22 protein-coding genes and 1 tRNA gene are annotated in these 25,739 nt (G+C 63.9%); 9 read left to right on the top strand and 14 right to left on the bottom strand.

The features are described 5' to 3' along the window. Positions 1-282: 282 nt before the first annotated feature. Genes SynA15127_RS00440 through SynA15127_RS00430 form a run of 3 tightly spaced genes read right to left on the bottom strand, consistent with a single transcriptional unit; the run spans position 283 to position 5,241 of the window. The gene (locus tag SynA15127_RS00440) at positions 283-3,255 is read right to left on the bottom strand and encodes an ABC transporter transmembrane domain-containing protein (protein ID WP_186484572.1); all 2,973 of its coding nucleotides are present in this window, start codon (positions 3,253-3,255) and stop codon (positions 283-285) included. Positions 3,256-3,271: 16 nt separating this feature from the next. Beyond that, positions 3,272-3,991: a hypothetical protein gene (locus tag SynA15127_RS00435; protein ID WP_186484571.1), complete on the bottom strand. Its 720-nt coding sequence runs from the start codon at positions 3,989-3,991 to the stop codon at positions 3,272-3,274. Between the two features lie 14 nt (positions 3,992-4,005). After that, positions 4,006-5,241: an HlyD family secretion protein gene (locus tag SynA15127_RS00430; RefSeq protein WP_186484570.1), complete on the bottom strand. Its 1,236-nt coding sequence runs from the start codon at positions 5,239-5,241 to the stop codon at positions 4,006-4,008. Between the two features lie 49 nt (positions 5,242-5,290). On the opposite strand from SynA15127_RS00430, the gene SynA15127_RS00425 reads away from it, so the two are divergent. After that, positions 5,291-5,758, top strand: coding sequence for a GNAT family N-acetyltransferase (locus SynA15127_RS00425; RefSeq protein ID WP_186484569.1), 468 nt, complete (start codon positions 5,291-5,293; stop codon positions 5,756-5,758). Here SynA15127_RS00425 and SynA15127_RS00420 read toward each other — a convergent pair. From SynA15127_RS00420 to psbZ, 3 genes are all read right to left on the bottom strand, one after another. Further along, positions 5,750-5,821: transfer RNA gene (locus SynA15127_RS00420), tRNA-Gly, on the bottom strand. The two genes, SynA15127_RS00425 and SynA15127_RS00420, sit on opposite strands and share 9 nt — an antisense overlap. Positions 5,822-5,885: 64 nt before the next feature. Then, positions 5,886-6,371, bottom strand: coding sequence for a 6,7-dimethyl-8-ribityllumazine synthase (gene ribH / locus SynA15127_RS00415; protein ID WP_186484568.1), 486 nt, complete (start codon positions 6,369-6,371; stop codon positions 5,886-5,888). A 7-nt stretch (positions 6,372-6,378) separates the two neighbouring features. After that, positions 6,379-6,567 (bottom strand): photosystem II reaction center protein PsbZ, encoded by a 189-nt coding sequence (gene psbZ / locus SynA15127_RS00410; RefSeq protein WP_043694118.1) that lies wholly within the window; start codon positions 6,565-6,567, stop codon positions 6,379-6,381. 84 nt (positions 6,568-6,651) lie between these two features. On the opposite strand from psbZ, the gene SynA15127_RS00405 reads away from it, so the two are divergent. Together SynA15127_RS00405 and SynA15127_RS00400 are read left to right on the top strand one after the other, a co-directional pair. After that, positions 6,652-7,464 (top strand): glycosyltransferase family A protein, encoded by an 813-nt coding sequence (locus SynA15127_RS00405; protein ID WP_186484567.1) that lies wholly within the window; start codon positions 6,652-6,654, stop codon positions 7,462-7,464. Further along, positions 7,461-8,093 carry a sulfotransferase gene (locus tag SynA15127_RS00400; RefSeq protein WP_186484566.1) on the top strand — a complete coding sequence of 211 codons (633 nt, stop codon included), beginning with the start codon at positions 7,461-7,463 and terminating at the stop codon, positions 8,091-8,093. The genes SynA15127_RS00405 and SynA15127_RS00400 overlap by 4 nt, the downstream gene beginning before the upstream one ends. Here SynA15127_RS00400 and SynA15127_RS00395 read toward each other — a convergent pair. Then, positions 8,075-8,920: a glycosyltransferase gene (locus tag SynA15127_RS00395; protein WP_186484565.1), complete on the bottom strand. Its 846-nt coding sequence runs from the start codon at positions 8,918-8,920 to the stop codon at positions 8,075-8,077. The two genes, SynA15127_RS00400 and SynA15127_RS00395, sit on opposite strands and share 19 nt — an antisense overlap. 43 nt (positions 8,921-8,963) lie before the next feature. On the opposite strand from SynA15127_RS00395, the gene mutS reads away from it, so the two are divergent. Further along, a complete protein-coding gene (mutS, locus tag SynA15127_RS00390; protein WP_186484564.1) occupies positions 8,964-11,699 on the top strand; it encodes a DNA mismatch repair protein MutS in 2,736 nt (911 codons plus the stop codon). A gap of 4 nt (positions 11,700-11,703) precedes the next feature. Here mutS and uvrB read toward each other — a convergent pair whose 3' ends face one another. The 3 genes from uvrB to SynA15127_RS00375 all read right to left on the bottom strand — a co-directional run bounded on the left by uvrB (position 11,704) and on the right by SynA15127_RS00375 (position 15,006). Further along, positions 11,704-13,743, bottom strand: a complete 2,040-nt coding sequence (uvrB, locus tag SynA15127_RS00385) for an excinuclease ABC subunit UvrB (protein WP_186484563.1) — start codon at positions 13,741-13,743, stop codon at positions 11,704-11,706. A 21-nt stretch (positions 13,744-13,764) separates the two neighbouring features. Further along, a complete protein-coding gene (locus SynA15127_RS00380) occupies positions 13,765-14,175 on the bottom strand; it encodes a phage holin family protein (RefSeq protein ID WP_043694110.1) in 411 nt (136 codons plus the stop codon). A gap of 72 nt (positions 14,176-14,247) precedes the next feature. Beyond that, positions 14,248-15,006, bottom strand: a complete 759-nt coding sequence (locus SynA15127_RS00375) for a DUF561 domain-containing protein (RefSeq protein ID WP_186484562.1) — start codon at positions 15,004-15,006, stop codon at positions 14,248-14,250. 57 nt (positions 15,007-15,063) lie between these two features. On the opposite strand from SynA15127_RS00375, the gene tilS reads away from it, so the two are divergent. Then, positions 15,064-16,053 carry a tRNA lysidine(34) synthetase TilS gene (tilS, locus tag SynA15127_RS00370; protein WP_186484561.1) on the top strand — a complete coding sequence of 330 codons (990 nt, stop codon included), beginning with the start codon at positions 15,064-15,066 and terminating at the stop codon, positions 16,051-16,053. Here tilS and SynA15127_RS00365 read toward each other — a convergent pair. Beyond that, a complete protein-coding gene (locus tag SynA15127_RS00365; RefSeq protein WP_186485501.1) occupies positions 16,001-16,648 on the bottom strand; it encodes a precorrin-8X methylmutase in 648 nt (215 codons plus the stop codon). The two genes, tilS and SynA15127_RS00365, sit on opposite strands and share 53 nt — an antisense overlap. Before the next feature lie 9 nt (positions 16,649-16,657). Between SynA15127_RS00365 and holA the strand changes: the two genes are divergently transcribed. Genes holA through SynA15127_RS00350 form a run of 3 tightly spaced genes read left to right on the top strand, consistent with a single transcriptional unit; the run spans position 16,658 to position 20,189 of the window. After that, positions 16,658-17,623 (top strand): DNA polymerase III subunit delta, encoded by a 966-nt coding sequence (gene holA / locus SynA15127_RS00360; protein WP_186484560.1) that lies wholly within the window; start codon positions 16,658-16,660, stop codon positions 17,621-17,623. Between the two features lie 29 nt (positions 17,624-17,652). Further along, positions 17,653-19,458: an aspartate kinase gene (locus tag SynA15127_RS00355; RefSeq protein ID WP_186485500.1), complete on the top strand. Its 1,806-nt coding sequence runs from the start codon at positions 17,653-17,655 to the stop codon at positions 19,456-19,458. Further along, positions 19,458-20,189: a tol-pal system YbgF family protein gene (locus SynA15127_RS00350; protein ID WP_186484559.1), complete on the top strand. Its 732-nt coding sequence runs from the start codon at positions 19,458-19,460 to the stop codon at positions 20,187-20,189. The genes SynA15127_RS00355 and SynA15127_RS00350 overlap by 1 nt, the downstream gene beginning before the upstream one ends. Here SynA15127_RS00350 and SynA15127_RS00345 read toward each other — a convergent pair. From SynA15127_RS00345 to SynA15127_RS00335, 3 genes are read right to left on the bottom strand one after another with little or no spacing between them, the layout of a single operon-like run. Beyond that, positions 20,175-22,160, bottom strand: a complete 1,986-nt coding sequence (locus SynA15127_RS00345) for a ribonuclease J (RefSeq protein ID WP_186484558.1) — start codon at positions 22,158-22,160, stop codon at positions 20,175-20,177. The two genes, SynA15127_RS00350 and SynA15127_RS00345, sit on opposite strands and share 15 nt — an antisense overlap. A gap of 51 nt (positions 22,161-22,211) precedes the next feature. Then, positions 22,212-23,120: a 4-hydroxy-tetrahydrodipicolinate synthase gene (dapA, locus tag SynA15127_RS00340; RefSeq protein ID WP_186484557.1), complete on the bottom strand. Its 909-nt coding sequence runs from the start codon at positions 23,118-23,120 to the stop codon at positions 22,212-22,214. After that, positions 23,117-24,139 carry an aspartate-semialdehyde dehydrogenase gene (locus SynA15127_RS00335; RefSeq protein ID WP_186484556.1) on the bottom strand — a complete coding sequence of 341 codons (1,023 nt, stop codon included), beginning with the start codon at positions 24,137-24,139 and terminating at the stop codon, positions 23,117-23,119. The genes dapA and SynA15127_RS00335 overlap by 4 nt, the downstream gene beginning before the upstream one ends. Before the next feature lie 168 nt (positions 24,140-24,307). Between SynA15127_RS00335 and tig the strand changes: the two genes are divergently transcribed. Beyond that, positions 24,308-25,729 (top strand): trigger factor, encoded by a 1,422-nt coding sequence (gene tig / locus SynA15127_RS00330; protein WP_186484555.1) that lies wholly within the window; start codon positions 24,308-24,310, stop codon positions 25,727-25,729. Positions 25,730-25,739: the final 10 nt, after the last annotated feature.

The raw sequence follows: 25,739 nt of genomic DNA, 5'->3' as shown, positions 1-25,739 counted from the left end.
ATCCAATCCATGTACCCCTTCAAAACAAAAGGATATTTTGTGTAAAACTCTCCCTCTCCCCTCCTCATCCTTAAAGCGTTCAGCTTCATCAATCAGCATGGAGCCCAATGATTAACAAGTAGGCCTGATCCGTAAGACCGAACCAGAAACCAGATACAAAACCAAGCGCGTCCAAGAAACGAATCAGCAGGCAAGCTACTTCACTTGCCCAGGATATCAATCGAAATTATGACGGTTCAACAAACCCACGCCACGCTTATTTCACGGCTCATAACAAGGTATTCATTCGCCCTGTTGTTGATAAAGAGCGGCGTAGCGCTCATTCATCTCCATAAGTTCTGCATGCATCCCCTGCTCGACAAGCCGGCCATCATGCATCACCAAGATCAAGTCACTGGATTTAATCGAGCTCAAGCGATGTGTGATAAATAAAACCGTTCGGCCTGCAGCCCACTTCTGCAAATTCATACACAGTTGCCGCTCGGTGTTGTAATCCAAAGCACTGGTGGCTTCATCCATCACCAGAAGCTGGGGATTGGCCAGAATGGTTCTGGCAATGGCAATTCGCTGGCGCTGTCCGCCACTGAGGTTGCTGCCGCGTTCCGCCAGAGGCGTGGCATACCCCTGCCCCAATCCCATGATGAAATCATGAGCACACGCCAAGCGTGCAGCTTCGATGATGGCCTCCGTACTGGCCTGTGGATCATTCAAAGCAATGTTTTCAGCGATCGTGCCCTCAAACAAAAGTGAATCCTGAGGAACGATGCCGATCTGCCGCCTCAAGCTGGAGAGATTCACCTTCGTGATGTCGTAGTCATCAATGAAGATGCGTCCCTGCTGTGGCTCGTACAACCGGGGCAGCAGTTTCATCAGCGTGCTCTTGCCACTACCGCTCTGGCCCACCACTCCCACAAAATGACCGGCCGGAATCGAGACAGACACACGATCCACCTGGTAAGGGCCCTTCGATCCAAATCGGAACTTCACATCTTCAAAGCGCACATCCCCCCTGATCGAAGGCATGGCAATTTGATCCACGTCCTCCCCGACAGACAGCTCCGGCGTCTGATCAAGAACATCAGAGAGACGCTCCATCGACACCTGCACCTGCTGATAGCCCTGATAAAGCGTGGAAAGCTGCAGCAACGGCCCGGTGACGTTGCCGCTGATGATTCGAAAGGCAATCAGCATGCCCAACGTCATATCTCCCTCCAAAACCAGCCACATTCCCACCCAAAGCACCAACAGGCCACTGAGCTGATTGAGGAATTTACCGATCTCTCCAGCTGTGGCACCCAAGGCCACACTCTTGAAGCCTTCACTCACGAAGTGGCGATAACGGTCTTGCCATTTCCAACGCGCGGTGAGTTCGAAATGCTGTGCTTTCACCGTCTGAATTCCACCGAGAACTTCAATCAGATGGCTCTGGGTGCGAGCCTGAGCTTTGGCGCGCTCACGGATCAGATGCCGGTAGATCGGTGCCACACCGAACACCAGCAGGATGTAAATCGGCAACGTGCTCAACGCCACCACCGACAGAAGCGGCGAATAAATCAACATCACCACCAGATACAGCGCAGCAAACACGATGTTCAGCACGCTCACCAGAGCCGTGCCGGTCAGGAAGCCTCGAATCGTGTTGAGCTCCCCGATCCGCTGCGACAGCTCGCCCACCGGCCGCTTGTCAAAAAACGGCAGGGGCAAGGCCAGCAGGCGATCAATCACGGCACTCCCCAAGGTGAGGTCCATGCGGTCAGTGGTGTCCACAAAGATGTAGGTGCGCAGGGCCATCAGCAGGCCCTGAAAAATCGCCAGCACCACCATCAGGCCGCCCAGCACATTGAGGCTGCTGAGGTTTCCCTGGCTCAGCACCTTGTCGATGATCTGTTGAATCAACAGGGGGATCGCCAACCCGAACAGCTGGGCCAGCAGCGACGCCAGGAACACCAGCACAAGTGCCCGGCGGTATTTGCCCAGCAGCGGCGTGAACCAGCCCCAGCCGAAGCGACTGGAGGGGGTGCTGCCCACCCGGCGAGGCAACACGAAGTTGACGCTCTCGCCAAGCTGCTGCTGCACCGCCGCGATCGGCAGCTGCTGCAGGCCACGGCGCGGATGGCCCAGCACCAGAGCGTCGCGCTTCACTGCAAACACCATCACCGGTGAACCCTCCAGCATCAGCAGCGCCGGAGCCTCCAGGCTGCCCAGATAGCGGCTGTCAACACTGCCCAGCTGGGATTTGAGGCCCATCAGTTCCATCAGGCCTGCCAGAAGCTCCAGGCTGAGGGACTTGTCTCGCCGGAACTGATCTTCCAGAACTTTCTGGAGCGCGTCGCGACGAAAGGGCACCCGCTGCTGCAGGGCCGCCATCTCGCACACAGCCAACGCCTCCTGAAGCGTGCCCTGCCCCCGCACCAGCGGGTACCGCTGACTGTCCGCCAGGGTGTCGTCCTCAAGAATGCCCAGCTGCTGCAAAGAAACCACCGGCAACTCCTGCTCCATGTCGTCAACCGGCAGCTGCTGATCCAACGGCAGAGGAGCGTGATCCTGCGTCAGAGGAGGGAGACCCACCACGCGATAGGGCAGCTCATCCCCTGCTCTGGCGGGCAGCAGCGTGCCCTCAACAAGGCATTCACCCACACGGTGATTCGCCACCTGAGCGCTGCTCAGGTACCACTGCATGTCATCAGGCATGCCATCTGGCCTGGTGAACGCAGTTCCCTGGGCGACCGGGACAACCCTGGCCTGAGGCCACTGGCGCTGCAGCAGCTCTCGCCATTCATCGGGTCGGCTGACCTGAAGCTCCAGAGCAGCACTGGCCACCGCAAAGGCCTCCTGGGGGTGAACCTTCTGAGCAAACCAATCTGCAAAGGCCGGCGAGGTTTGAATGCCGTCCAGAAAATCCTCGGCAGGCAGCGCCAACACCTGCGTCTCCTCGGAAGCCGACACCCACTCACAGGGTTCAGCTCGCAACAACGACACCCAGCCGAGGAACTGACCGACTCCTCGACGATCCAGGGTGATCACCTCGCGTTCATCGAGCTGCACGAGGAGCCGAACTGTTCCACGCATCACCAGATAGATGCGGTTCTGAAGCTGATTGGGCTTGAGCAGCTGCTGGCCAGGCCGCATGTTCAGCAGCTTCGCCCGTCCAAGCCAGCGGTTCAGATCATCCGAAGACAACAGCGAGAACGGTTGCTGACGCCGTAACGAAGCCACAAGAGCATCAAGGGACGGCGAGACAGAAGACGCACTCAAGACTGCCTGGGCTCAATCAATCCGAGGAGATTAGATGAGTCAACAAATGGTCGACCACAACGGCCTCCCAGCGAGCGAGATCCTCTTGCAGCAATTGTTCGGAGGTGGTCTCATCAAAAACGGCGGGCTCCCGCTTCTCCAGTTGATAAACGACGTGTTGCTTGCCGAGTCGCCGGGGTTCCTGCACCACCGTGCTGCGCAGGTTCTGAAGCAGAGGGATGAATGCCGGGGGCAACGCCTCCAACCGTTGACCCTTGATCAATCCACCCTGGAACCGCTCCTTGCCCTCACCGAAGGTCCATGACAGTTGCTCAAAACCGGCCTCGCCGGCCTTGATGCGGTGATAAAGCTCCAGAGCAAGATCACCATCAGACACCCGCAACATGCGGAAGGTGAAGCGATCAAGTTGGCTCTTTCGAGCCAGATACATCGCTTCCAACCGGTGGGCCCACTGCTGACGCGCCCAAAGCTTCAGTGCCGCGTCCCGCTGAAGCCATTGGCTGCGAAGCTGCTCACTCCAGCCTGGCGGTGGCTGATCCCCTTCACAGGCTTCAGGATCTGAAGGCAAGTCCTTCAGCACCTCCTCCACCAACTGACGGCGCACCCAATCCCGCAACACCGGCTTCAGCTGGCCGGACCAGAGCAGGCTGTCCAGAGCAGGATGCAGCTCTCTGCTGAGCTGATCCAGGCGCAGCGGCGTGCACCAGAGATGAAGATCAGGCTCCGCAGGAGCCATCAGACTGATGTTGCTCACTGCTGGCGGATGCGACGCACACTGTCGGTCTGATCCACCAGAAGGTCACTCACAAGACTGATCACGCGCTTGTCCCGCAGCTTGAGATTGGTGGTGACGGCCATACCGGCTTTCAGTGGAATTCGAACACCATCGCTTTCCAGATAGGGACGCTCCAACTTCAGTTTCACCGGGAAGCGATAAAAATTCCTGGTCTGATCGGGGGGCAGCGCATCCTCAGCGATCTGAGTCACCTGGGCCGGCAACTCTCCGTAACGCGTGAAGGGGAAGGCATCCACCCGCACCTTCGCCTGCTGGCCTGATTTGATGAATCCGATGTCCTGGTTGGGAACGAAAACTTCGGCATAAAGGCCCTGCTGAGGAACGATCGAAAGAATCCGTTCGCCGGGCTGCAGCACGCCATCAACACGCACCTTTGGGTCGAACACCACTCCACTGCTCGGAGCCAGAACGTTCTGGTACTCCAGCTGAACCTCTGCTTCCTTGAGCTGATTGCGCATCTGATCGATGGACTTGCTGCTCTGCAGCTGAAGTTGCTCCGCCTGCAGCTGCAGCTGGTTCTCCTCTTCCGTCAGCTCACTGACCTGCTTTTGCAGCGCGAACAGCTGGTCCTGCTGCTCGAGGTATTGAAGCCTCTGGAACCCCCCCTGATCCACGAGGCTCTGCATGGCTTCGAGCATGGTGGTCTTGGTCCGCATCCGCTGCTGAAACACCTCGCGGCGACTCATCAAGGTGGCGCGCTGACTGGCGAGGGTCCTCAGCTGGGTCGCGAACTGCTTCTGCTCCAATGCGATCAGTCGATTGAGCGTGTTCTTCTGCTCCAGAGCCCTGCGGGTGTCAAAACGCAGCAATTTCTGTCCCTTGCGCACCATGTCGCCATCACTGAACAGCACCTCAGCAACTCGCCCTCCCGCAGGAGTCTTCACTTCCACCGTTCCACCGATGGATTGCAGCTGGCCTTGCACCGTGACCACCTCATCAATTCTCAAAACGATGCTGCCGACAACAGCCACGCTTCCAAGGCTGATCAAGATGGCCACCAATCCCTGAGCCCAGAACGGTGTCTGTCGAAGCACCAGGGAGCGGTTGCGTGCCAACCAGCTGTTGGCCGCATCACCAGCACGCTGTTGAAGGGTCAGATCAACCGACTGTGCCGTCGTCTCGACCAGGGCTGAACTGGCCTGATCCTGCCTGCTGCTCGGATCCTTCAGGGAGCTGAACCGACTCGACATTGCGGGACATTAGACCGGGTTGGGAGACTCAAACCAGTCAACCGCTGCCATGACTGCGATCCGCTTGCTTCGGCATGCCCCTGGTGCGCCAGGCCTGCGCTGGCTGGGTCTTGGACCCAATCTCGCACCGACGCGAGGACTTCTGAAGCTGCAACGGCTGCTGAAGAAGCATGCGTTCTGGGCCGGAATCCGCTCAACCGCTCAACTCCGCCACATGCTCTCCGGCAGCACTGTGGTCGTCAGCCTCTGGCGAGGCAAACGCCTGGTGGGGTTCGGTCGTGCCCACTCCGATGGCCTGTACCGGGCCGTGCTTTGGGACATTGTGGTGGCTGGAGACTTACAGGGCCGTGGGCTCGGGCGTCAGGTGGTTGAAGCACTGCTCGAAGCCCCGGCACTACGCAAGGTCGAGCGGGTTTACCTGATGACCACGAACAGTGGTGGGTTCTATCAACAGCTCGGCTTCAGGAATGCCGACACCCAGCAGTTGCTGATCCGTCGAATGCAAGCAAGCGGATGAAGAGATTCGAACTCTCGACCCTCTCCTTGGCAAGGAGATGCTCTACCACTGAGCTACATCCGCATATCGCCTTCTGGGGATGTATCCCCTGCGACCAGGTGATCATGCCCCAAAGGGGTCCCGATGGTCAATCCGCTCGCGCTATGGCAGCCATCAGCGACCCCATCTCCAGGGCCTGAAGGCCGTACGACCAACCCAGGTTGCTCTTGATCCCAGCCCGCTCCAATGCCTGCTGCATGGTGTCGGTCGTGAGCACACCAAAGATCACCGGAACGCCGGTCTCCCGAGACACCGATGCAATGCCCTTGCTGGACTCGGCAACCACCACATCGAAATGGGGAGTGTCTCCGCGAATCACCGCCCCCAGCGTGATCAAAACCTCATAACGACCGCTACGGGCCAGTTGCTGGGTGACGATCGGCAATTCAAAGGACCCTGGCACCCAAGCCACATCGAGCTGACTGCTGCTGGAGCTGGTATCGATGCCGTGGCGGGCCAGACAATCCAGACAGCCGCTCAGCAGCTTGCCCGTGACAAGGTCGTTGAAACGGGCCACCACAACGGCGATGCGCAGTCCCGACGCATCGGTGAAACGTCCCTCGAAGGTGGCCATATGGTCCTCAGACGACGAAGAAACTCACTCCCCAGTTGAGCAGAACGAGGGCCACCCACACAGCGCTCCCCAGGAGGATCAGACGATTGGAACGGCCGCTGTCCTCACTGGAGGCATACAGCACCGGCACCGCGACGATCAGAGCGAAGGAAGCCACCACGAGGGCAAACACAGTGAGGGTGTTGAGGTACTGCATGGAAGCGCGGTTCGTCGGGTCATTGTCACACGTGGGATCCTGCTCTTCGCTTGATCGAAGACCAGCCGTCACAAGCGCCGTGCCATGAGTCGCCCACCGCAGGTCAGCTTCATCACCCCCGCGCACAACAGGCCGCGGGAACTGCGGGCGGCCCTAGCCAGCTGCCTCTGCCAAAGCCTTGAGGACTGGGAGGCAGTGGTGGTCGATGATCACAGCGATGACGCGGATCTTGAAGCCGTAGTGGCTGGATTCTCCGATCCGCGCCTGCGCTATCACCAGCTCGATTCAGATCAGCGGGGGGTGGCCGATGCCCGCAACAAGGCCGTTGCCCTGGCTGCCAGTGACCGTTTGATCACCCTCGACAGCGACGATCTCAACCATCCCCACCGCGCGGCCCGCTGCGCCCAGCTGCTGGATCCAAACCAGGCGCAACTCATCTACACCCGCGTTCGCTTTTTCAGCGCCGTGCGACCGGAGGGGCGACCGAAACCAGTGCTGCAACCCTTCTCTGCGCCATTGCTGGAGATGCTGAACTTCATCACGAACCCCGGCACCGCCTTCACCCGCGCTGCCGTGACCGCCGCTGGATCTCCGGCGTACCGGCCAGAGCTCTCCATGGCGGAGGACTACGACCTCTATCTGCGCATGGCCCGAGCCGGCGTGCAGATGACAGCCGTGAGCGAGGAGCATGTGAGTTATCGCAAGCACCCAAACGCCACCACCACCGCCCGGCACAACGACCTGCACGCGGCTGTGATGCAGGTGCGCACGCTTAATGCCGTCGAACCATTTCCACTGGAAGCGATCCGGGCCCATGCACTGCCGGAGCTGTGCCGCAACGTGCTGGAGAGCCCAGAGCAGCGGGCTCTTTGGCGCGATGACCGCTGGATTCCATGAGCGCCGCCGCCCGGACAACGCCGCCGATCTTTCTGATCGGCTTCAACAAATGCGGCACCACGTCTTTCCACGACTACTTCAAGGCAAACGGCATCAGCTCTGTGCACTGGCGCGCCAACACCCTGGCCATGGCCCTGCACCGCAACCAGCTGGCAGGGCAGCCCCTGCTGAGCGGCATCGATCGCTGGACGGCCTACACCGACATGAACTGCATCCCAGGCAGTCCCTGGGGATGCAGCAACAGCGATGACGCACCGCTGATCGAGGGGTGCCGCTACTTCAGGGAACTGCACCAGCACTATCCCGATGCCCTGTTCGTGCTCAACACCCGTGATCCCTTGGCCTGGGTCCGTTCACGCCTGAAGCATGACCAGGGCCGCTTCGCCCAGGCCTACCTGAACGCCCTGCGCAGCGACGGCATCCGCAACCGCCGCCAACTCAAGCAGCGCTGGCTGCTGGACTGGTACCTACACCACAGCGAAGTGCTGCAGTACTTCAGCGCTGAAGCGCCCAAACAGCTGTTGCTCTTTCACATCAGTGAAACCCCGGTGAAACAGCTGAATCGATTCCTCAGCCCCCATTTCACAATCCAGCAACCTCAGTTTCCCCATCACCACCGCTCGGCGTAACTGGGCAATTGCGGTGCATCCTGCGGCTGCTGGATGCCCTGCTGCAGGAGCAGCCAGTAACGGTCAAAACGCTCCAAGCGATCCGCCGCCAGCCGGTTCGGCAGCGCTCCGGCCGAGAGATGCACAATGGCGGCGTTGTCGCGCACATCTGGCAGGCAATAGGCCATCGGATTGCAGGCGAGGTCATGCCAGGGATTGTCTTGTTGGCGCGGACGCATCCAGCTGAGCAGGTTGAACTGACCGGGTAAGTACTGCACCCTGCCCCGAAGCACCGCATTGAGCGCGCACTGCTCGCGAAAACGGCAGAGGGCTCGGTTGTGCAGGTAATACTGCACAACATCAGGGGGCGTCAGTAGTGATGCCAGGCAGCTGCTGTCAAACAGCAGTACGCCGGCATTGAAGTAGTGATAGGGGGTCTCCAGGCCAAGAAGCAGAGCCCGATCGGGCATGGGCCGGCCATGGGAGGCGGCAGCCAGGGGCCGCTCCTCGCTGAGGGGCAAGCCATCGAGCGCCTCGAGATTGGACACGCACAGGGTGTCGGCATCGACGTAGAGGTAACGGCCGGGACTGAACTGCTGCAGCGCTTCGATACAGAAGAAATAAGGGCGCACCGCAGCCGGCAGTTGATGCAGGGCTGCGTCGTCGCCAATGGCTTGATGACGCAACGGCACGGCAAAGGCAGCCGCCAACGCGTTGAGTTGCGGAAACGTTTCACCCGCAGGACTGACCAACACAAGCGACTCAAAGCGCTGATGCAGCAGAAACGAAGTGAGCGCCACGGCCGCAAGGGACTCAAAGCCCTGATCCAGCGCCATCAGCAGATGCATCGCCAGCCCGACACACGACAACCCTCGTATCCTCGGGCCAACGGTGGTTGGCTCGGTGGCACAGCAGGACTCCCTCGCCCTGCAGGGCAGCCTGTTCGGAGAACCGGAACCCGCAAAAGCAACCACCAGCCTTCAAGGCAGCACCGCTGCGCTGGAGCTGAGCGAACTCACGGACGCCAAGCTCAACGCCGATGCCGCAGCACGGCCGCGACAGAGACAAGATTCGAACAAACGCAGAGCCGGCGCCAGCGAATCAATCCCTGGAGACGTTGCAACGCCGGACGACGACGACCTGCCCGCCTGGGCCCACCACACCCAGGTGGATCCGCAGCAGCTGACGCCGATGCTGCGCCATTACGTGGAGCTGAAGGCGGCCCATCCCGAGCGGGTGCTGCTTTATCGCCTCGGGGACTTCTTCGAGTGCTTCTTCGAGGATGCGATCAAGCTCTCCCGCCTGCTCGAACTCACGCTCACCGGCAAGGAGGGGGGCAAAGCCATCGGCCGTGTGCCGATGGCGGGCATTCCCCATCACGCCGCCGAGCGCTACTGCGCCGAACTGATCCGCCGCGGCTGCTGCGTGGCCCTCTGCGATCAGCTGGAGACCACCCCGGCCAAGGGAGCCCTGCTGAAACGTGACATCACCCGGGTGCTCACCCCCGGCACCGTGCTGGAGGAGGGGCTGCTCAGTGCCCGCCGCAACAACTGGCTGGCGGCCGTGGTGGTGGAGCCAGCCACCCGACAGACGCCGTTCCGATGGGGGCTGGTGAGCGCCGATGTGAGCACCGGCGAGGTGCAGCTGATGCAGCGCCACGGCAGCGACAGCCTGCATCAGGAACTGAGCCGGCTGGAGGCCTCCGAACTGCTCTGGAGCGAACCCGATGAGCGACCGGCCTGGTGCCCCGATCGGCTGCAGCTCACCCCGATGCCCAGCACCCCCTTCAGCCGACCGGAAGCCGAACAGGCGCTGCTGCAGCACTACCAGCTGGCCACCATCGACGGTCTGGGCCTGCAGGAGCTGCCCCTGGCGCTGCGGGCCACCGGCGGCCTGCTGGCCTATCTGCGCGACACCCAGCCCCTCGAGGAGGCCAGCCGGGTGCCGCTGGAGCGACCTCACATCGTGCACAGCGGCGACGCCCTGGTGCTGGATGCTCAGACCCGCCGCAACCTGGAACTCACGACCACCCAGCGGGACGGCCAGTTCCAGGGCTCCCTGCTCTGGGCGGTGGACCGCAGCCTCACCGCCATGGGAGGCCGCAGCCTGCGGCGCTGGATCGAGGCACCTCTGATACAGCGGGCTGCCATCGAAGCCCGCCAGCAACTGATCGGCCGGCTGGTGGAGCAACGCCGTCTGCGGCAGGCGATCCGCCGGTTGCTGCGACCGATGGGCGATCTCGAACGGCTGGCGGGACGCGCCGGCGCCGGTCATGCCGGTGCCCGTGATCTGGTGGCGATCGCCGATGGCCTCGAACGCCTGCCGCGGCTGGCGACGTTACTGGAGAGCGATGCCGCTCCGCTGCCCGACGGCATCGCGCTGCTGCAGGCCCTGGATCCGGCGCTCTCGGCATTGGCCAGCAGCATCCGGGAGCAACTGCTCGAGACACCTCCTCTCTCCCTCAACGATGGAGGCCTGATCCACGACGGGGTCGACCCGCTGCTGGATGGCCTGCGCAATCAGCTCGACGACCAGGACGCTTGGCTGGCGCAGCAGGAGCAGCAGGAACGCCGCCTCAGCGGCAACAACAACCTCAGGCTCCAGTACCACCGCACCTTCGGCTATTTCCTGGCGGTGAGCAAAGCCAAGGCCACCGCCGTGCCGGACCACTGGATCCGCCGCCAGACCCTGGCCAACGAAGAACGCTTCATCACGCCGGACCTGAAGGAGCGGGAGGGGCGCATCTTCCAGCTGAGGGCGCGCGCCTGCCAACGCGAATACGACCTGTTCTGTCAGCTGCGGCTGCAGGTGGGCGCGGAAGCGGAAGCCATCCGTCGCGCCGCCCGGGCCGTGGCCGCCCTCGACGCCCTCTGCGGCCTGGCGGAGGTGGCCGCCACGAGTGGTTACTGCTGCCCGCAGATCAGCGACGACCGGGTGCTGCAACTGGAGGAGTCACGCCATCCCGTGGTGGAGCAGCTGCTGGTGGAGCGAGCCTTCACCCCCAACGACGTGACCCTCGGGAATGGTCAGGACCTGGTGGTGCTCACCGGCCCCAATGCCAGCGGCAAGAGCTGCTATCTGCGGCAGCTCGGGCTGATCCAGCTGCTGGCGCAGGTGGGCAGCTGGGTGCCGGCGCGGTCAGCGCGCATCGGCCTGGCGGATCGCATCTTCACCCGCGTCGGCGCCGTGGATGATCTGGCGGCCGGCCAGTCCACCTTCATGGTGGAGATGGCGGAGACCGCCAACATCCTTCACCACGCCACAGACCGCTCCCTGGTGCTGCTCGATGAGATCGGACGCGGCACCGCCACCTTTGATGGTCTCTCGATCGCCTGGGCCGTGAGCGAGCACCTGGCGGGCGATCTGCAGGCCCGCACCGTGTTCGCCACCCACTATCACGAGCTCAACGCCCTCTCACGGGAACGGAGCAACGTGGTGAATTTCCAGGTGCTGGTGGAGGAGACCGGCGATGACCTGGTGTTCCTGCACAAAGTGAGTGCCGGTGGCGCCAGCCGCAGCTACGGCATCGAGGCCGCCCGACTTGCCGGTGTGCCGTCCAGCGTGGTGCTGCGGGCCCGGCAGGTTCTCGATCGTCTCGACCAGGACGACCTGCCTCTGGCCGCCTGACGCTTCAGACCTTGCCCGCCATCTTCTGACGCAGCTGCTTGATGCGGTCGCGCAGGTTGGCGGCGTCCTCGAAGTCCAGCTTCTTGGCCGCCTCCTTCATCTTCCCTTCCAGCTGTTCAATCAGCTCCGGCAGCGCCTCCAGGGCCATGCCGGCATCGGGGTCCTCCTCCAGGGCCTTGGCGGCCTTGCCGGCCACCTGCACCAGATCGGCATCGGGGCCGTCCTGCTTCAGCTTGCGGCTCAGTTCCAGGAAACTGAGAATCGAGTTGCTGGCCTTCTTGCCGGCGGCGGTGGGCACCACACCGTGCTTCTCGTTGTAAGCCTGCTGAATCGCCCGGCGGCGCTCGGTCTCCGAAATCGCCTTGGCCATGGAATCGGTGAGGTTGTCGGCGTAGAGCAGGGCCACACCCTCCACGTGGCGTGCCGCCCGGCCGATGGTCTGGATCAGCGAACGCTCCGCCCGCAGGAAGCCCTCCTTGTCGGCATCGAGGATCGCCACCAGGCTCACCTCCGGCAGGTCCAGCCCCTCCCGCAGCAGGTTCACGCCCACCAGCACGTCGTACTCACCCAGACGCAGGTCCTGAATGATCTCGATCCGCTCGATTGAGTGGATCTCCGAATGCAGGTAGCGCACGCGCACCTCGTTCTCCGCCAGGTAGTCGGTGAGGTCCTCCGCCATGCGCTTGGTGAGGGTCGTCACCAGCACCCGCTGCTGCTTCGAGGCCCGGTCGCGGATCTCTCCCAGCAGGTCATCCACCTGACCGGTGGTGGGCCGCACCTCCACGATCGGATCGAGCACGCCGGTGGGGCGGATCACCTGCTGAGCCACCTGTTCACCGCTCACCCCCAGCTCCCAGTTGCCCGGAGTGGCACTCACAAACACGGTCTGACTGGCCTTCTCCCAGAACTCCTCCCCCTTCAGCGGGCGGTTGTCGGCAGCGCTGGGGAGGCGGAAGCCGTGCTCGATCAGCACCTTCTTGCGGGCCTGATCGCCGTTGTACATCGCCTGCAGCTGCGAACAGGTGACGTGGCTCTCGTCCACGATCAGCAGCCAGTCCTTGGGGAAATAATCGATCAAGCACTCCGGCGGAGAACCCTCCTCCCGGCCGGCCAGATGACGGGCGTAGTTCTCGACGCCGTTGCAGTAACCCACCTGCCCCAGCATCTCCAGGTCGTACTTGGTGCGCTGCTCCAGCCGCTGGGCCTCCAGCAGCTTGCCCTCGGCATTGAGCACCTCCAGCCGCTCCCGCAGTTCGCTGCGGATGGCGCCGATCGCCGACTCGAGACGATCCTTGGGCGTCACGAAGTGCTTGGCGGGGTAGATGTTCACCGCATCGATGCTCTGGAGGATCTCACCGGTGGTGGGGTCCACGTAACGGATCGCCTCCACCTCGTCGCCGAACAGCTCGATGCGCACCAGCCGGTCTTCATAGGCCGGGCCGATCTCCAGCACGTCCCCCTTGATCCGGAAACGCCCCCGGGCGATCTCCACATCGTTGCGGCTGTACTGGTTGTCCACCAGCTCGCGCAACTGACGGCGCACATTGAGCGTTTCCCCCACCTCGAACTTCACCGCAGCCTTGAGGTATTCACTGGGGATGCCCAGGCCGTAGATGCAGCTGATCGAGGCCACCACAATCACGTCGCGCCGTTCGAACAGGGATCGGGTCGCCGAGTGACGCAGCATGTCGATCTCCTCGTTGATCGACGCGGTCTTGGCGATGTAGGTGTCGCTGACCGGAACGTAGGCCTCCGGCTGGTAGTAGTCGTAGTACGAGATGAAGTATTCGACGGCGTTCTCGGGGAAGAACTCCCGCAGCTCATTGCACAGCTGCGCGGCCAGCGTCTTGTTGTGAGCGAGCACCAGCGCCGGTCGGCCGGTCTTGGCGATCACATTCGCCATCGTGAAGGTCTTGCCCGTGCCGGTCGCTCCCAGCAGGGTCTGATAACGCTCGCCGCCGTTGACGCCTTTCACTAGCTGCTGGATCGCCGTCGGCTGATCCCCCTTGGGGGAGTAAGGCGCCGTGAGGTCGAAGGCAGGCATGAACGCCGGCGTGGCGGTCGCTCAGCTTATGGGCAATGCCGCGCGAGTGAAGTCCACATCTGCCAGGCCGAGGGCGTTGATCACGATGGCGCTGATCACGCCGTAGGCCACGGCACCCAGCACGGCGCTGGAGAGGCCGTTCTTCAGGCTGAAGCCATTGATCATCCGCGCCGCCATGGCAAACAACACCACGGTGATCAGCCAGTTGAACAACCAGGTGATCGGTGCGATCAGGCCCCCCAGACTGGCCACAGCCCAGGGCAGAGCGAGGATCAGCTTCAGGGGCAGGATCAGCAGCGTGCCGAGCAGGCCGATCACCACGGCCGACGAGAGCGCCGTGCCGAAGCTCGCCATCTCAACGCCGAGAGGGAGCGCCCCCACAAGCAGCAACACCAAAGCCCTGACGGGCCACTGCAGCAACCATCCGATCATTTTCGAACCGTGGGGGAGGACTCGACGCTCAACGTAGAAATCAAGCCCTCCGCTGTCAGCAACCGGGGCGACTCAGAGACGGCTGGGGACGGCCTGCAGCAACGCTGCCCGCAGACCGCGAACCACGGCCACCATCGCCAGCTCATCGCTGAGGCGGTTCACCGCAGAGCCGACACCGACGCCTGCGGCACCAGCGGCAATCGCCATCGGCAGGGTCACCGCCGAGAGTCCGGACGCACAGAGCACGGGCACATCCACGGCCCGACTGATGCAGTGAGCCGCCGCCAGGGTGGGAGCCGCCTTCTCGATCAGGCCGAGGCTGCCGGCACTGAAGGGCCTGGCACTGGTGCCGCCCTCGGTCTGGATCAGGTCTGCTCCGGCCGCCACCAGATCCACAGCCAGCTGCTCCTGCTGGTCCAGCGGCAGCACATGGGGCACGGTCACGCTGAGCACCACCTGAGGCAGCAGCTCCCGAGTGCGGCGGGTAAGTGCCAGCACCTCCTCAGCGCCGAACACGCGGCCCTCGGGATAGAAGGCATCGAAATTGCCGATCTCCACCATCACCGCACCGGCTGCGACCGCCGCTGGGAACTGCTCGGGCTCCACCGAAGACACGCAGACCGGCACACCGCCGGACTCACGGATTACCAGCGACACCAGTTCCGGATCGCAGGCCACGTCGATCAGATCAGCCCCGCCATGGCCGGCCGCACGAGCCACACGCGCGACGCTGGCCGCATCGAAGTTCATCAGGCCGGCGATCACCTTGAGCGCCGAACGCTGCTCGAGGCTGCGCTGCAGAGCGACGGGCAGCTGCTGGAGACGGGACATGGAGACTGGACAGCGATCCGTTGATTCTCACACCGTGGGGGAACCCTGTCCGCCGCCGTGAGCTGGACTCCCTGGCACGATCGACTGCATCGCCGCTTGCTGCAACAGCCGGCCTTGCTGCCCAGCGGAAGCCGACTGCTGCTGGCGGTCTCCGGCGGCCAGGATTCGATGGCCCTCTGTGCCCTGCTGACGGAGCTGGTGCCGTTGCACCAGTGGGACCTGACGCTCTGGCATGGCGACCACGGCTGGCATCCGGACTCCGGGAGGATCGCAACGGAACTCAGCGACTGGGCCCGCAGCCATCAGCTGGCGATCCGAATCGAGCGGGCGGAGCCCACCGCAGTCGCCAGCGAAGCCGCTGCCCGGCGCTGGCGTTACAGCTGCCTGATGGAGCAGGCCAGCGCCGAACAACGCGATGTGGTCACCGGCCACACGGCCACCGACCGGGCCGAAACCCTGCTGCTGCAGATGGCCCGCGGAACGGACCTGGCCGGCCTCAGCAGCCTGCGACCTCTGCGGCCCCTCTCGGCAGACGCACCCGAGGGGCCCTGGCTGCGGCGGCCTTTGCTGAGCTTCAGCCGCCATGACACCGGCGCCATCTGCCGCGACCTGACGCTGCCGCTGTGGCTCGACCCCAGCAATGCAGATCCGGCCTACGCCCGCAACAGGGTCCGCCTGGAGCTTCTGCCGGTGCTGGAGGCCCTGCACCCCGGGGCGGAGCGGCGGATGGCGGATCTGGCGGAGCGACTGTCCCAGGTGCAGGACACCCGCCAGGAACTGGCGGAGCTGGCGCTGCAACACCTGCAACACCCCGATGGTCTTGACCGCCGCGGCCTCGGTCGTCTGAGCGGTTCCAGCCGACGACAGCTGCTGGCCCTCTGGCTGGACCAGCAAGGGGTGACGGGCTGCGATGCCGCCCTGCTTGAGGAGCTGAGCCGGCGACTCGCGCTCGGTGCCGCCGGCGGCGGCTGTGATCTGCCCGGGGGCTGGCGCCTCAGCTGGCAGGGGAATGATCTGACGCTGCTGCCGCCCGCAGCAGCGCGTTGACGGCCGCCCCCACCAGACCCGCTCCGCCGCGGCTGCTGTCGAGCCGGATCTGGGGCAGATCACTGCAGGCCAGATGACGCTTGCTGTCCTCAACGCCAACGAAGCCCACCGGCATGCCGATCACCAAACTCGGGGCTGGCTGGCCAGCCGCCACCGAATCCAGCAGCAGCTCCAGGGCCGTCGGCGCACTCCCGATCAGCACCAGTGGTGCCGGGGCGACGGCACTCAGCTCACTCCAGGCGAGGGCCATACCAGCCGCCGTGCGGGTCGAACCCGCGGGCGCCTGGTCAGGGGCCCAGTCCAGAACACAGTGCACCGGCGTGCCCAGAGTGCGGCCGGCCATCGGTGCCACCGCCGCGGCCGCCATCGCTGTGTCGGTGAGGATCCCCGCGCCACGCCGCAGCGCCTCCACCCCCCGGTCACAGGCACCGGGGCTGAACCGCAGCAAAGGGGCCAGCGCCGGATCGCCGCTGCTGTGCACCAGACGTTCCAGCACCTGCTGCTGCAGTGGATCAAGTCCGGTGCTGCCCAGCAGAGCACGGATGCGCCGGATGCTTTCGGTGAAGATCGGGTGGTCCTGGGCCATCAACGCCATCATCAGCGCATGCCCATTCATTTGATCTGGGGAGATGACGCCGCGGCACGGGACCGGGCCATCGATGCGCTGATCAAAACGCTGGTGGACCCCGCCTGGAGCAGCATCAACCTCAGCCGCCTCGACGGTGCCGAAGCCGGGCAGGCGGCTCAGGCTCTGGAGGAGGCCCGCACGCCGCCGTTCGCCAGTGGCAGCCGCGTGGTGCTGCTGCAGCGCAGTCCGTTCTGCAACGCCTGCCCCACGGAGCTGGCGGATCGCTTCGAAGCCTCCCTGGAGCTGCTGGCGGACGACGCCCATCTGATGTTGGTGAACCCCGCCAAACCGGATGGTCGCCTGCGCACCACCAAGGCGCTGCAGAAGCGGATCAAGCAGGGACTGGACCATGAGCAACGCTTTCAACTGCCGGCGGTCTGGGACGGCGCCGGTCAGCGACAGCTGGTGGAACGCACCGCCGATGCCCTGGGACTGCAACTGGAACGCGATGCCATCGACCCCCTTGTGGAGGCGATCGGCAACGACAGCGCCCGTCTGGAATCGGAACTGCGCAAGCTGTCGCTGCGGGCCACCACCATCAACGCAGCGCTCGTGGAGGAGCTGGTGGGCGGTCTGGCCACCAACGCTCTGCAGGTGGGGGATGCGCTGCTGGAAGGAAATGCGGGCGAAGCGATCACCCGTTGGGATGCCCTGATCGATGCCGGTGAACCGGCCCTGCGCATCGTCGCCACCCTCACCGGGCAGATCCGCGGCTGGCTTTGGGTGAGCCTGCTGGAGCAGCAGGGAGAGCGGGATGTGGCGGTGATCGCCAAGGCCGCCGGCATCGGCAACCCGAAGCGCATCTATGTGATGCGCAAACAGCTGCAGGGGCGGCCTCCCAAGCGGTTTCTCTCCCTGCTGGGACGGCTGCTGGAGGTGGAGGCGCGGCTGAAGCGGGGATCATCACCGGAGGATGCCTTCCGCGACGGCCTGCTGGGGTGAGAAACTCCAGCGTTGCTGGGATCCCGCGCATGGCCCTGTTGGTGCAGAAGTTCGGCGGCACCTCCGTCGGCAGCGTCGAGCGCATCCAGGCCGTGGCTCAGCGCATCGCCCGCTGCCGGGAGGAAGGACACGACGTGGTCGTGGTGGTCTCCGCCATGGGGCACACCACCGACGAACTCACCGGGCTGGCGGCAGCGATCAACGCCGACCCGCCACGACGGGAGATGGACATGCTGCTGGCCAGCGGCGAGCAGGTGTCGATCGCGCTGCTAGCGATGGCTCTGAACGCTCTTGGGGTGAGCGCTGTGTCGATGACCGGCCCGCAAGTCGGCATCGTCACCGAATCCACCCACGGCCGTGCGCGCATCCTCGAGATCCGCACCGACCGGGTGCAGGGTCGCCTGGCAGACGGCTCCGTCGTGGTGGTGGCCGGGTTTCAAGGCACCAGCAGCGGCAGCGGCGGAATCGCGGAGATCACCACCCTGGGCCGCGGCGGATCGGACACCTCGGCCGTTGCTCTTGCCGCGGCGCTCGGCGCCGACGCCTGCGAGATCTACACCGATGTGCCGGGTGTGCTGACCACGGATCCACGCAAGGTGACCGATGCCCAGCTGATGACCGAAATCAGCTGTGACGAGATGCTGGAACTCGCCAGCCTCGGAGCGTCTGTGCTGCATCCCCGTGCGGTGGAGATCGCGCGCAACTACGGGGTTCCCCTGGTGGTGCGCTCCAGCTGGAGCGACGCCCCAGGCACACGGCTCACCAGCCGCAGTCGCCGCCCGATCGGTCGGGACGGCCTCGAGCTCGGCAGTCCCGTGGACGGCGTGGAACAGCTGGATCAGCAAGCGGTGCTGGGGCTTTCAAGAATTCCCGATCAACCCGGCATCGCCGCCCGTCTGTTCGAGACGCTGTCCGGGGCGGACATCAACGTCGATCTGATCATCCAGTCGACCCATGAGGGCAGCAGCAACGACATCACCTTCACCGTGGCGGAAGCGGATCTGGAGCGGGCCAAGGACGTCTGTGCCGGACTGCTTCAGAGCCTCGGGGGAGATCTCTCGGCCGAAGGGGGCATGACCAAGCTGAGCATCAGCGGCGCGGGGATGATGGGTCGTCCCGGCATCGCCGCCGGACTGTTCACGTGTCTGTCGCAGCAAGGCATCAACCTGAGGCTGATCGCCACCAGCGAAGTAAAGGTGAGCTGCGTGATTGACGCCGCGAACGGACGCAAGGCGCTGCAGGCCGTGCGCGAGGCCTTCGAAGTGCAGGATGCACAGGTTCAGCTGAATCCATCCGTCTGCGACAGGGGCGAACCGGAGGTGCGTGGGGTCGCCCTCGACCGGGATCAGGCGCAGCTGAGTGTGCGGCACGTGCCGGACCGTCCGGGGACGGCGGCAGCCCTCTGTTCAGCCCTGGCCGAAGCCGGCATCAGTCTTGATGCGATCGTCCAGTCCGAGCGGCAGCACGGTGATGGGTCGCGGGACATCAGTTTCATCCTGCGCAAGGAGGACCGGGACCGAGCTGATGTCGCCCTGGCCCCCCTGCTGGCGCAGTGGCCCGGGGCCGCCTTGGAGGAAGGGCCCGCGATTGCCCGGGTGAGCGCGGTCGGGGCCGGCATGCCGGCCACCGCCGGAACCGCGGGCCGCATGTTCCGGGCCCTGGCGGAAGCCGACATCAACATCGCGCTGATCGCCACCAGCGAGATCCGCACCAGCTGCCTCGTGGCGGACGCCGCGGGCGTGGCTGCTCTGAAGGCGGTCCACGCCGGATTCGAGCTGGGCGGCGGAGAGCATCATCAGGCGCAGGGAACCGCCTCACCCATTGACAGCGACTGATGGACGGCGATTTCCAGCAGAATTACCAGGCAGCCGAACAGGCGTATGGGGAAGGGCGGTATGCCGATGCCGACACGCTGGCCACGAGTCTGCTCAAGCAGCTGGAAGCCACCCCGGACACGCCCGAAACCCGCGCAGCGAAACTGGGCTGGCGGGCCATCGTCGGCCTGTTGCTGGGCCACATCACGCTGTACGGGCAGAAGCAGCCCGACCCGGCAGCGGGTTTCTATCAGCTGGTTCTGGACAGTGATCCCCAGGAGACGCTGGCGGAACTCGCCCGTCAGGGGCTGAACCGTTGTCAGGCACAGCAGCCCGGCGAAGCGCAGCGGCCGGACCTGCTGCAGGATCCGTTCGTCAATCCCGGCTCGGCAGCAGCACCGTCAGCACAGCAACAACAAGCTCGGCCCACCGCCATGCCTTGGCTGGATGCACCGTCGCCTGCGGACCAGGAGCCTGAACCAAGTCCGACGCCAACACCAAGCCAGGAACCTCTCAAAGCCCAGGAACCCTTCCAAATCCAGGAGACTCCCACAGAGACTGAGCAGGAGGAGACTGAGCAGCAAGAGGCTGAAACCAGCGACCCAGAGCAGGTGCTGAGCGGCGCCCTGCTGAGAGTTCGCCTGGATTCCTCCATACAGGAAGGGGACCCTCAGCAGAGAGCCGATGACAGTGCATCAGCCTCTCTGCTGCAGCGGCTACAACGACTGCTGAGGCGTTCAGACCGCCGCTGAACGACGGCGACGGGTGCGGCCGGCAGGAATCTCCGGTTCCGGCTCCACCTTGGGCTCCACCTGGGGCTCCACCTGGGGCTCCACCCTCTCGGCAACTGCCGCCTTCGCCGCGGTGGGAGCCACCTTGACGGGCGCTGGCGCAGGATCACGACGGCCATTGCTGGCACTGGTGGGACGCCCTGCGCGACCACGGGGAGCGGGACGGTCGTCCTTCTCCTCCATCGCCTTCGACTTGTAGGCAGGCGTCCCGGAAGGAGCCGGCTGCACCAGGCAGAGAATCAGCGGCTCCACCTGCAGCTCACGGCGCATGCGCCGGCCGAGGCCCACTTCCACTTCCCGCTGCACACCCATCCAGTCCACTTCCGGGGCTTTGCCGCCGGTGTTGCGGCAGAGCTGCTTCCACTTGTTCTCGAGCACCCAGCTGATCTCGCGCTCGGTCCACATCGACATCTTGCGGGCATCGGCGGTCGTGACCACACCGCGCAGGTTGACCCGAGGCGGCGCCACCATCTGACCGTCGGTGCTGATGGCCGCGAGGATCGTGATAATGCCGTCCTCCGCCAGCTGCTGACGCTCCTTCAGCACCCTGGCGTCGACGATGCCGTTGCGGGATTGATCAAGCAGCTCGATGCCGGCCTTCACCGGATCCCCCTTGCGGATCGAATCCGGAGTGAGCTCAACCACATCACCGTTGTCGATGATCAGCGTGTTGTTCTCCGGCACACCCATGGAGTGACCGGTCTTGGCGTGCTGAACAAGCATGCGGTGCTCGCCGTGCACAGGCACAAAGAACTTCGGCTTGGTCAGAGCCAGCATCAGCTTCTGGTCCTCCTGGAAGCCGTGACCGGACACATGGATGCCTTCGCCCTTGCCGTAAACAACCTTGGCCCCGAGCATCATCAGGCGGTCGATCGTGTTGACCACGGAAATCGTGTTTCCAGGGATCGGGCTGGCGGAAAAGATGATCGTGTCGCTGGGCTTCACCTTCACCTGGGGATGCTCCCCACGGGAGATGCGGCTCAGAGCAGCCAGCGGCTCACCCTGACTGCCTGTCATCAGCAGCAGCGTCTCGCGATCGGGCACATCATTGATCTGCTTGATCGGCACGAACAGATCATCCGGAGCACGCATGTAGCCGAGCTCGCGGGCCTTGGCGATCACGTTGAGCATGGATCGCCCGAGCAGGCCGACCTTGCGGCCGTTCTTGAGAGCCAGTTCGAGGATCATCGAAACCCGGTGGATCGAACTGGCGAAGGTGGTGATGATCACTCGCCCCTCGGCACTGGCCATGTGGCGATCGAGGTTGGGGAAGACCGAACGCTCCGGCGGGCAGAAACCCGGCACCTCTGCGTTCGTTGAATCGCTGAACAGGCAGAGAACACCCTGTTCACCGTGGTGCGCCAGGCGGGCGATGTCGAAGAATTCGCCATCCACCGGTGTGTGATCGAACTTGAAGTCGCCGGTGAAGATGATCGTGCCCACCGGAGTGGTGATGGCCAGCGAATAGCTGTCGGCCATCGAGTGGGTGTTGCGGATGAATTCCACCGAGAAGTGCTGACCCACCTTCACCACTTCCCGCGGGGTGACGGTCTGCAGCGTGGTGCGATCGGTGACTCCGGCCTCTTCCATCTTTCCGGTGAGCATCGACAGGGCCAGGCGCGGCCCGTAGATCACCGGAATGTTGAAGTGCTTGAGGTGATGGGAGATGCCACCGATGTGGTCCTCATGCCCATGAGTGACGATCATGCCCCGGATCCGCTTCTGGTTCTCGCGCAGGAAGCTGGTGTCAGGCAGCACCACATTCACGCCATGCATGCCGTCGCTGGGGAAAGCGAGGCCGGCGTCCACCAGCATCAGGTCATCGCCGTACTCGAACACACAGGTGTTCTTGCCGATCTCGTGCAAGCCGCCGAGGGGGATCACCCGCAGGCAGGGCTCCTGGCCTTTCGCGGATCTGGAACTGTTGGTCATGGAAAAAAGGGAACGAAAGAGAACTTGTGTGCGTAAGCCTTTGAACCGGACCTAGGTCTGGCGCAGGGCGGACAGGATCTGGGACAGGGCATCTCGCATGGCGTCAGGCAGAGGGTTGAGCGGAAGACGGGGATCGCCGACGGGGAAGCCGCTGAGCTGGAGAGCTGCTTTCACCGGGATCGGATTGGTGGTGGCAAACAGGGCCTTGAAGAGGGGCTGCAACTGTTCGTGGTGGCCGAGCGCCATCGCTCCCTCACCACTGAGATGAGCTTCGATCATGGCGCGGATGCGACGCCCTGCGATGTGGCTTGCCACGCTCACCACACCGACGGCGCCCACGGCGAGCATCGGCAGAGTGAGGCCATCGTCGCCGCTGTAGATCGCCAGGCGCGGACCACAGGCCAGACGCAGCTGCGTGACCTCCTCCGTGGTGCCGCTGGCCGCCTTGAAACTGGTGATGTTGGGGCAGTCCATCAACCGAGCCGCCGTGGCGGGTTGAAGGCTGCAACCGGTCCGACCGGGGATGTTGTAGAGCATCAGGGGCAGATCCGGTGCCGCAGCCGAAACGGCCCGGAAGTGAGCCTCCAATCCATCCTGAGGCGGCTTGTTGTAGTAGGGCGCCACCACGAGCGCACCGTCCGCTCCGGCCTCGGCAGCCTCGCGGGTGGCAGTCACCGCTTCGGCGGTGCTGTTGCTGCCGGTGCCCGCCAGCACTTTCACTCCAGGACCCACCGCCTGCCGCACGGCTTCCAGCAGTTGCCGCTGTTCCTGCCAGCTGAGGGTGGGTGACTCACCGGTGGTGCCGCACACCACAAGGCCATCGGACCCCTCATCCACGAGATGACGGGCGAGACGGCCGGCCAGCGCCAGATCAACGGCTCCAGCACCATCGAAGGGGGTGACCATCGCCGTGACCAGACGGCCGAAGGGAGTGGGGGATCGTTCAGCGGAGGGACTCATGACCGCACCAGCAGCTCAGCGATCTGAATGGCATTCAGCGCAGCACCCTTGCGGATCTGATCACCACAGAGCCAGAGCTCCAGAGCGTTGGGGTCACTGATGTCCTGGCGGATGCGACCGATGGCGACGGGATCGCGCCCGGTCACGTCCGTCGGCATCGGGAAGCGGTTGCAGCCGTGATCCTCGATCAGCTCCACACCGGGCGCCTTCCCCAGCAGGGACCGAGCGGTTTCTACCGGGAACGGCTGCTCGAACTCGATGTTCACGGCTTCGGAATGGGCCCGGAGCACGGGCACCCGCACACAGGTGGCCGAGAAGCGCAGATCCGGCAGACCCATGATCTTCCGGGTTTCATTCACCATTTTCATCTCCTCCTCGCAGTAACTGTTCTCCTGCAGAGGTGAGTTGTGGAGAAACAGATTGAAAGCCAGGGAATGGGGCAGCACCTCACTCGTGGGTGTTCCTCCATCGAGAACGGTCTGCGACAGGGTCTTGAGTTCCTCCATCGCCCGGGCTCCTGCACCGCTGGCTGATTGATAGGTGCTGACGAGCACCCGTCGCATCGGCTGATGCGCCGCCAGAGGCGCCAGGGCAAGCGTGAGCAGAATCGTGGTGCAGTTGGGGTTGGCGATCACGCCCTGATGCAGGAACGCCGCATCGGGATTCACTTCCGGAACCACCAGGGGGACCCCCTCCTCCATGCGGAAGGCGCTGGAGTTGTCCACCATCACCGCGCCGGCCGCCGTGATCGCTTCACGCCATTGACGGGAAATCGATCCACCGGCGGAGGCCAGCACGAGATCGATGCCCTCGAAACTGGAGGCATCGACTTCCTGCACGGTGAGGGAGCGGCCGTTCCAGGTCTGGGTCTGACCGGCGGAGCGGGCTGAAGCCAGAAGTCTCAACTCGGCGACAGGAAATCCACGCTCCTCGAGAAGAATCAGAAGCTCCTGCCCGACAGCGCCACTTGCGCCGAGAACAGCAACGTTCAGGGGTCGATCTGGAAGGGATGGAGGCAAGCGTGCGGTCTGATCTGAACAGAAAACGGGCCGAAGAAGTGCCGGATGGCGCGCCGCATTGCAGGGGGCTGGCGCGTCCGGTTCAGCGATGAACCCACCCTACCGGGGAGTGGCGTGGCCAACCATTTCTTAAAGTGATGGGCTGCCCTGTGATCCAACCGACCCGCCATGAGCGCAGCAGCCCTGAAGGTGAGCACCGAATCCAAACCGGGCAGTCGACTGTCGGTGAAGGTCACAGTGCCGGGGGAGCGCAGCAAGGCCAGCTACGAGGAGGCGATCAGCAGCCTCAGTCGCAACATCAACCTGCCCGGCTTTCGCAAGGGCAAGGTTCCCCGCACGGTCGTGATGCAGCAGCTTGGAGCGGTTCGCATCAAGGCCACAGCGCTGGAAAGCCTTGTGGACACTGTCTGGCGCGAGGCCATCAAACAGGAAGCTCTGGAACCGATCAGCCAGCCGGATTTGAGTGGCGGCTTCGAGGGTCTGCTGGCGACGTTCGAGCCCGGTTCGGAGTTGACCATCACCCTGGAAGCGGATGTGGCCCCAACACCGAAGCTGAAAACCACCCGAGGGCTGACAGCGGAATTCGAACCGGTGGCGTACGAGGCCTCGAAGATCGACGAGATGCTGGAGGATTCGCGCAAGCAGCTGGCCACCGTGGTGCCTGTGGAGGACCGGTCGGCAGCCAAGGGCGATATCGCCGTGCTGGGCTTCAAGGGCACCTACAGCGACGACGGCAGTGACATCGAGGGGGGCAGTGCCGATTCGATGGATGTGGACCTTGAGCACGGCCGCATGATCCCCGGATTCATTGAAGGGGTGATCGGCATGAGCATCGGCGAGACGAAAACCGTTGACTGCCAGTTCCCGGAGGAATACCCGAAGGAGGACGCCCGCGGCCGCAAAGCGTCCTTCGAGATCGAGCTGAAGGATCTCAAAACCCGCGAACTGCCGGCCCTCGACGACGCTTTCGCCCAACAGGCCAGCGAACAGAACACCCTGACGGATCTGCGCAAAGACCTCGAGCAGCGATTGAAGGATGACGCCGAGCGGCGCCAGACCAGCAACCGTCGCGATGCCCTGGTCGGGGCCCTGGTGGAGCAGCTGGAGGTGGAGCTTCCGGAAGCACTGATCCAGCAGGAGAGCCGCAATCTCCTTGAGCAGACCGCTGCTCAGTTCGCGCAGCAGGGTATGGATGTGAAATCACTGTTCACACCCGACCTTGTACGCAATCTGATGCAGAGGTCCAGACCGGAGGCCGAAGAGCGTCTGCGCCGCAGCTTCGCCCTCACCGCACTGGCCGAAGCGGAAGGCATCAAGGTTGAAGAGCCGGCTGTGGAAGCCAAGCTCGAGGAGGTGAGAAAGGAGCTCTCGGCTGACGCCAAGATCGATCCGCAACGTCTGCGTCAGGCCGTGATGGATGACCTGATCCAGGAGCAGCTGATGAGCTGGCTGGAGGAGAACAGCACGCTCACCGAACGGGCAGCCACGACGCCATCGGAGGCCTCCGAGGCCAAGCCTGCTGGCAAGAAAAAGGCTGCCAGCAAGAAGACATCCGACGAGTCCGGGTCCAAGGCGGACTCCGACGCGTGAGCACCGCCCA

It is taken from the genome of Synechococcus sp. A15-127, assembly GCF_014280215.1.
In the GTDB taxonomy this organism is placed as follows: domain Bacteria; phylum Cyanobacteriota; class Cyanobacteriia; order PCC-6307; family Cyanobiaceae; genus Parasynechococcus.
The sequence above is the reverse complement of the archived record's forward strand: the minus strand, read 5'-3'. Positions and strand labels throughout refer to the sequence as shown.

What these genes read in the sequence shown, in the direction of transcription:
- SynA15127_RS00435 (WP_186484571.1), bottom strand. Translation starts at nt 3,991, where the DNA reads ATGGCTCCTGCGGAGCCTGATCTTCATCTCTGGTGCACGCCGCTGCGC.
- SynA15127_RS00430 (WP_186484570.1), bottom strand. Translation starts at nt 5,241, where the DNA reads ATGTCGAGTCGGTTCAGCTCCCTGAAGGATCCGAGCAGCAGGCAGGAT.
- SynA15127_RS00425 (WP_186484569.1), top strand. Translation starts at nt 5,291, where the DNA reads ATGACTGCGATCCGCTTGCTTCGGCATGCCCCTGGTGCGCCAGGCCTG.
- ribH (WP_186484568.1), bottom strand. Translation starts at nt 6,371, where the DNA reads ATGGCCACCTTCGAGGGACGTTTCACCGATGCGTCGGGACTGCGCATC.
- psbZ (WP_043694118.1), bottom strand. Translation starts at nt 6,567, where the DNA reads ATGCAGTACCTCAACACCCTCACTGTGTTTGCCCTCGTGGTGGCTTCC.
- SynA15127_RS00405 (WP_186484567.1), top strand. Translation starts at nt 6,652, where the DNA reads ATGAGTCGCCCACCGCAGGTCAGCTTCATCACCCCCGCGCACAACAGG.
- SynA15127_RS00400 (WP_186484566.1), top strand. Translation starts at nt 7,461, where the DNA reads ATGAGCGCCGCCGCCCGGACAACGCCGCCGATCTTTCTGATCGGCTTC.
- SynA15127_RS00395 (WP_186484565.1), bottom strand. Translation starts at nt 8,920, where the DNA reads ATGCATCTGCTGATGGCGCTGGATCAGGGCTTTGAGTCCCTTGCGGCC.
- uvrB (WP_186484563.1), bottom strand. Translation starts at nt 13,743, where the DNA reads ATGCCTGCCTTCGACCTCACGGCGCCTTACTCCCCCAAGGGGGATCAG.
- SynA15127_RS00380 (WP_043694110.1), bottom strand. Translation starts at nt 14,175, where the DNA reads ATGATCGGATGGTTGCTGCAGTGGCCCGTCAGGGCTTTGGTGTTGCTG.
- SynA15127_RS00375 (WP_186484562.1), bottom strand. Translation starts at nt 15,006, where the DNA reads ATGTCCCGTCTCCAGCAGCTGCCCGTCGCTCTGCAGCGCAGCCTCGAG.
- SynA15127_RS00365 (WP_186485501.1), bottom strand. Translation starts at nt 16,648, where the DNA reads ATGGCGTTGATGGCCCAGGACCACCCGATCTTCACCGAAAGCATCCGG.
- holA (WP_186484560.1), top strand. Translation starts at nt 16,658, where the DNA reads ATGCCCATTCATTTGATCTGGGGAGATGACGCCGCGGCACGGGACCGG.
- SynA15127_RS00355 (WP_186485500.1), top strand. Translation starts at nt 17,653, where the DNA reads ATGGCCCTGTTGGTGCAGAAGTTCGGCGGCACCTCCGTCGGCAGCGTC.
- SynA15127_RS00350 (WP_186484559.1), top strand. Translation starts at nt 19,458, where the DNA reads ATGGACGGCGATTTCCAGCAGAATTACCAGGCAGCCGAACAGGCGTAT.
- SynA15127_RS00345 (WP_186484558.1), bottom strand. Translation starts at nt 22,160, where the DNA reads ATGACCAACAGTTCCAGATCCGCGAAAGGCCAGGAGCCCTGCCTGCGG.
- dapA (WP_186484557.1), bottom strand. Translation starts at nt 23,120, where the DNA reads ATGAGTCCCTCCGCTGAACGATCCCCCACTCCCTTCGGCCGTCTGGTC.
- tig (WP_186484555.1), top strand. Translation starts at nt 24,308, where the DNA reads ATGAGCGCAGCAGCCCTGAAGGTGAGCACCGAATCCAAACCGGGCAGT.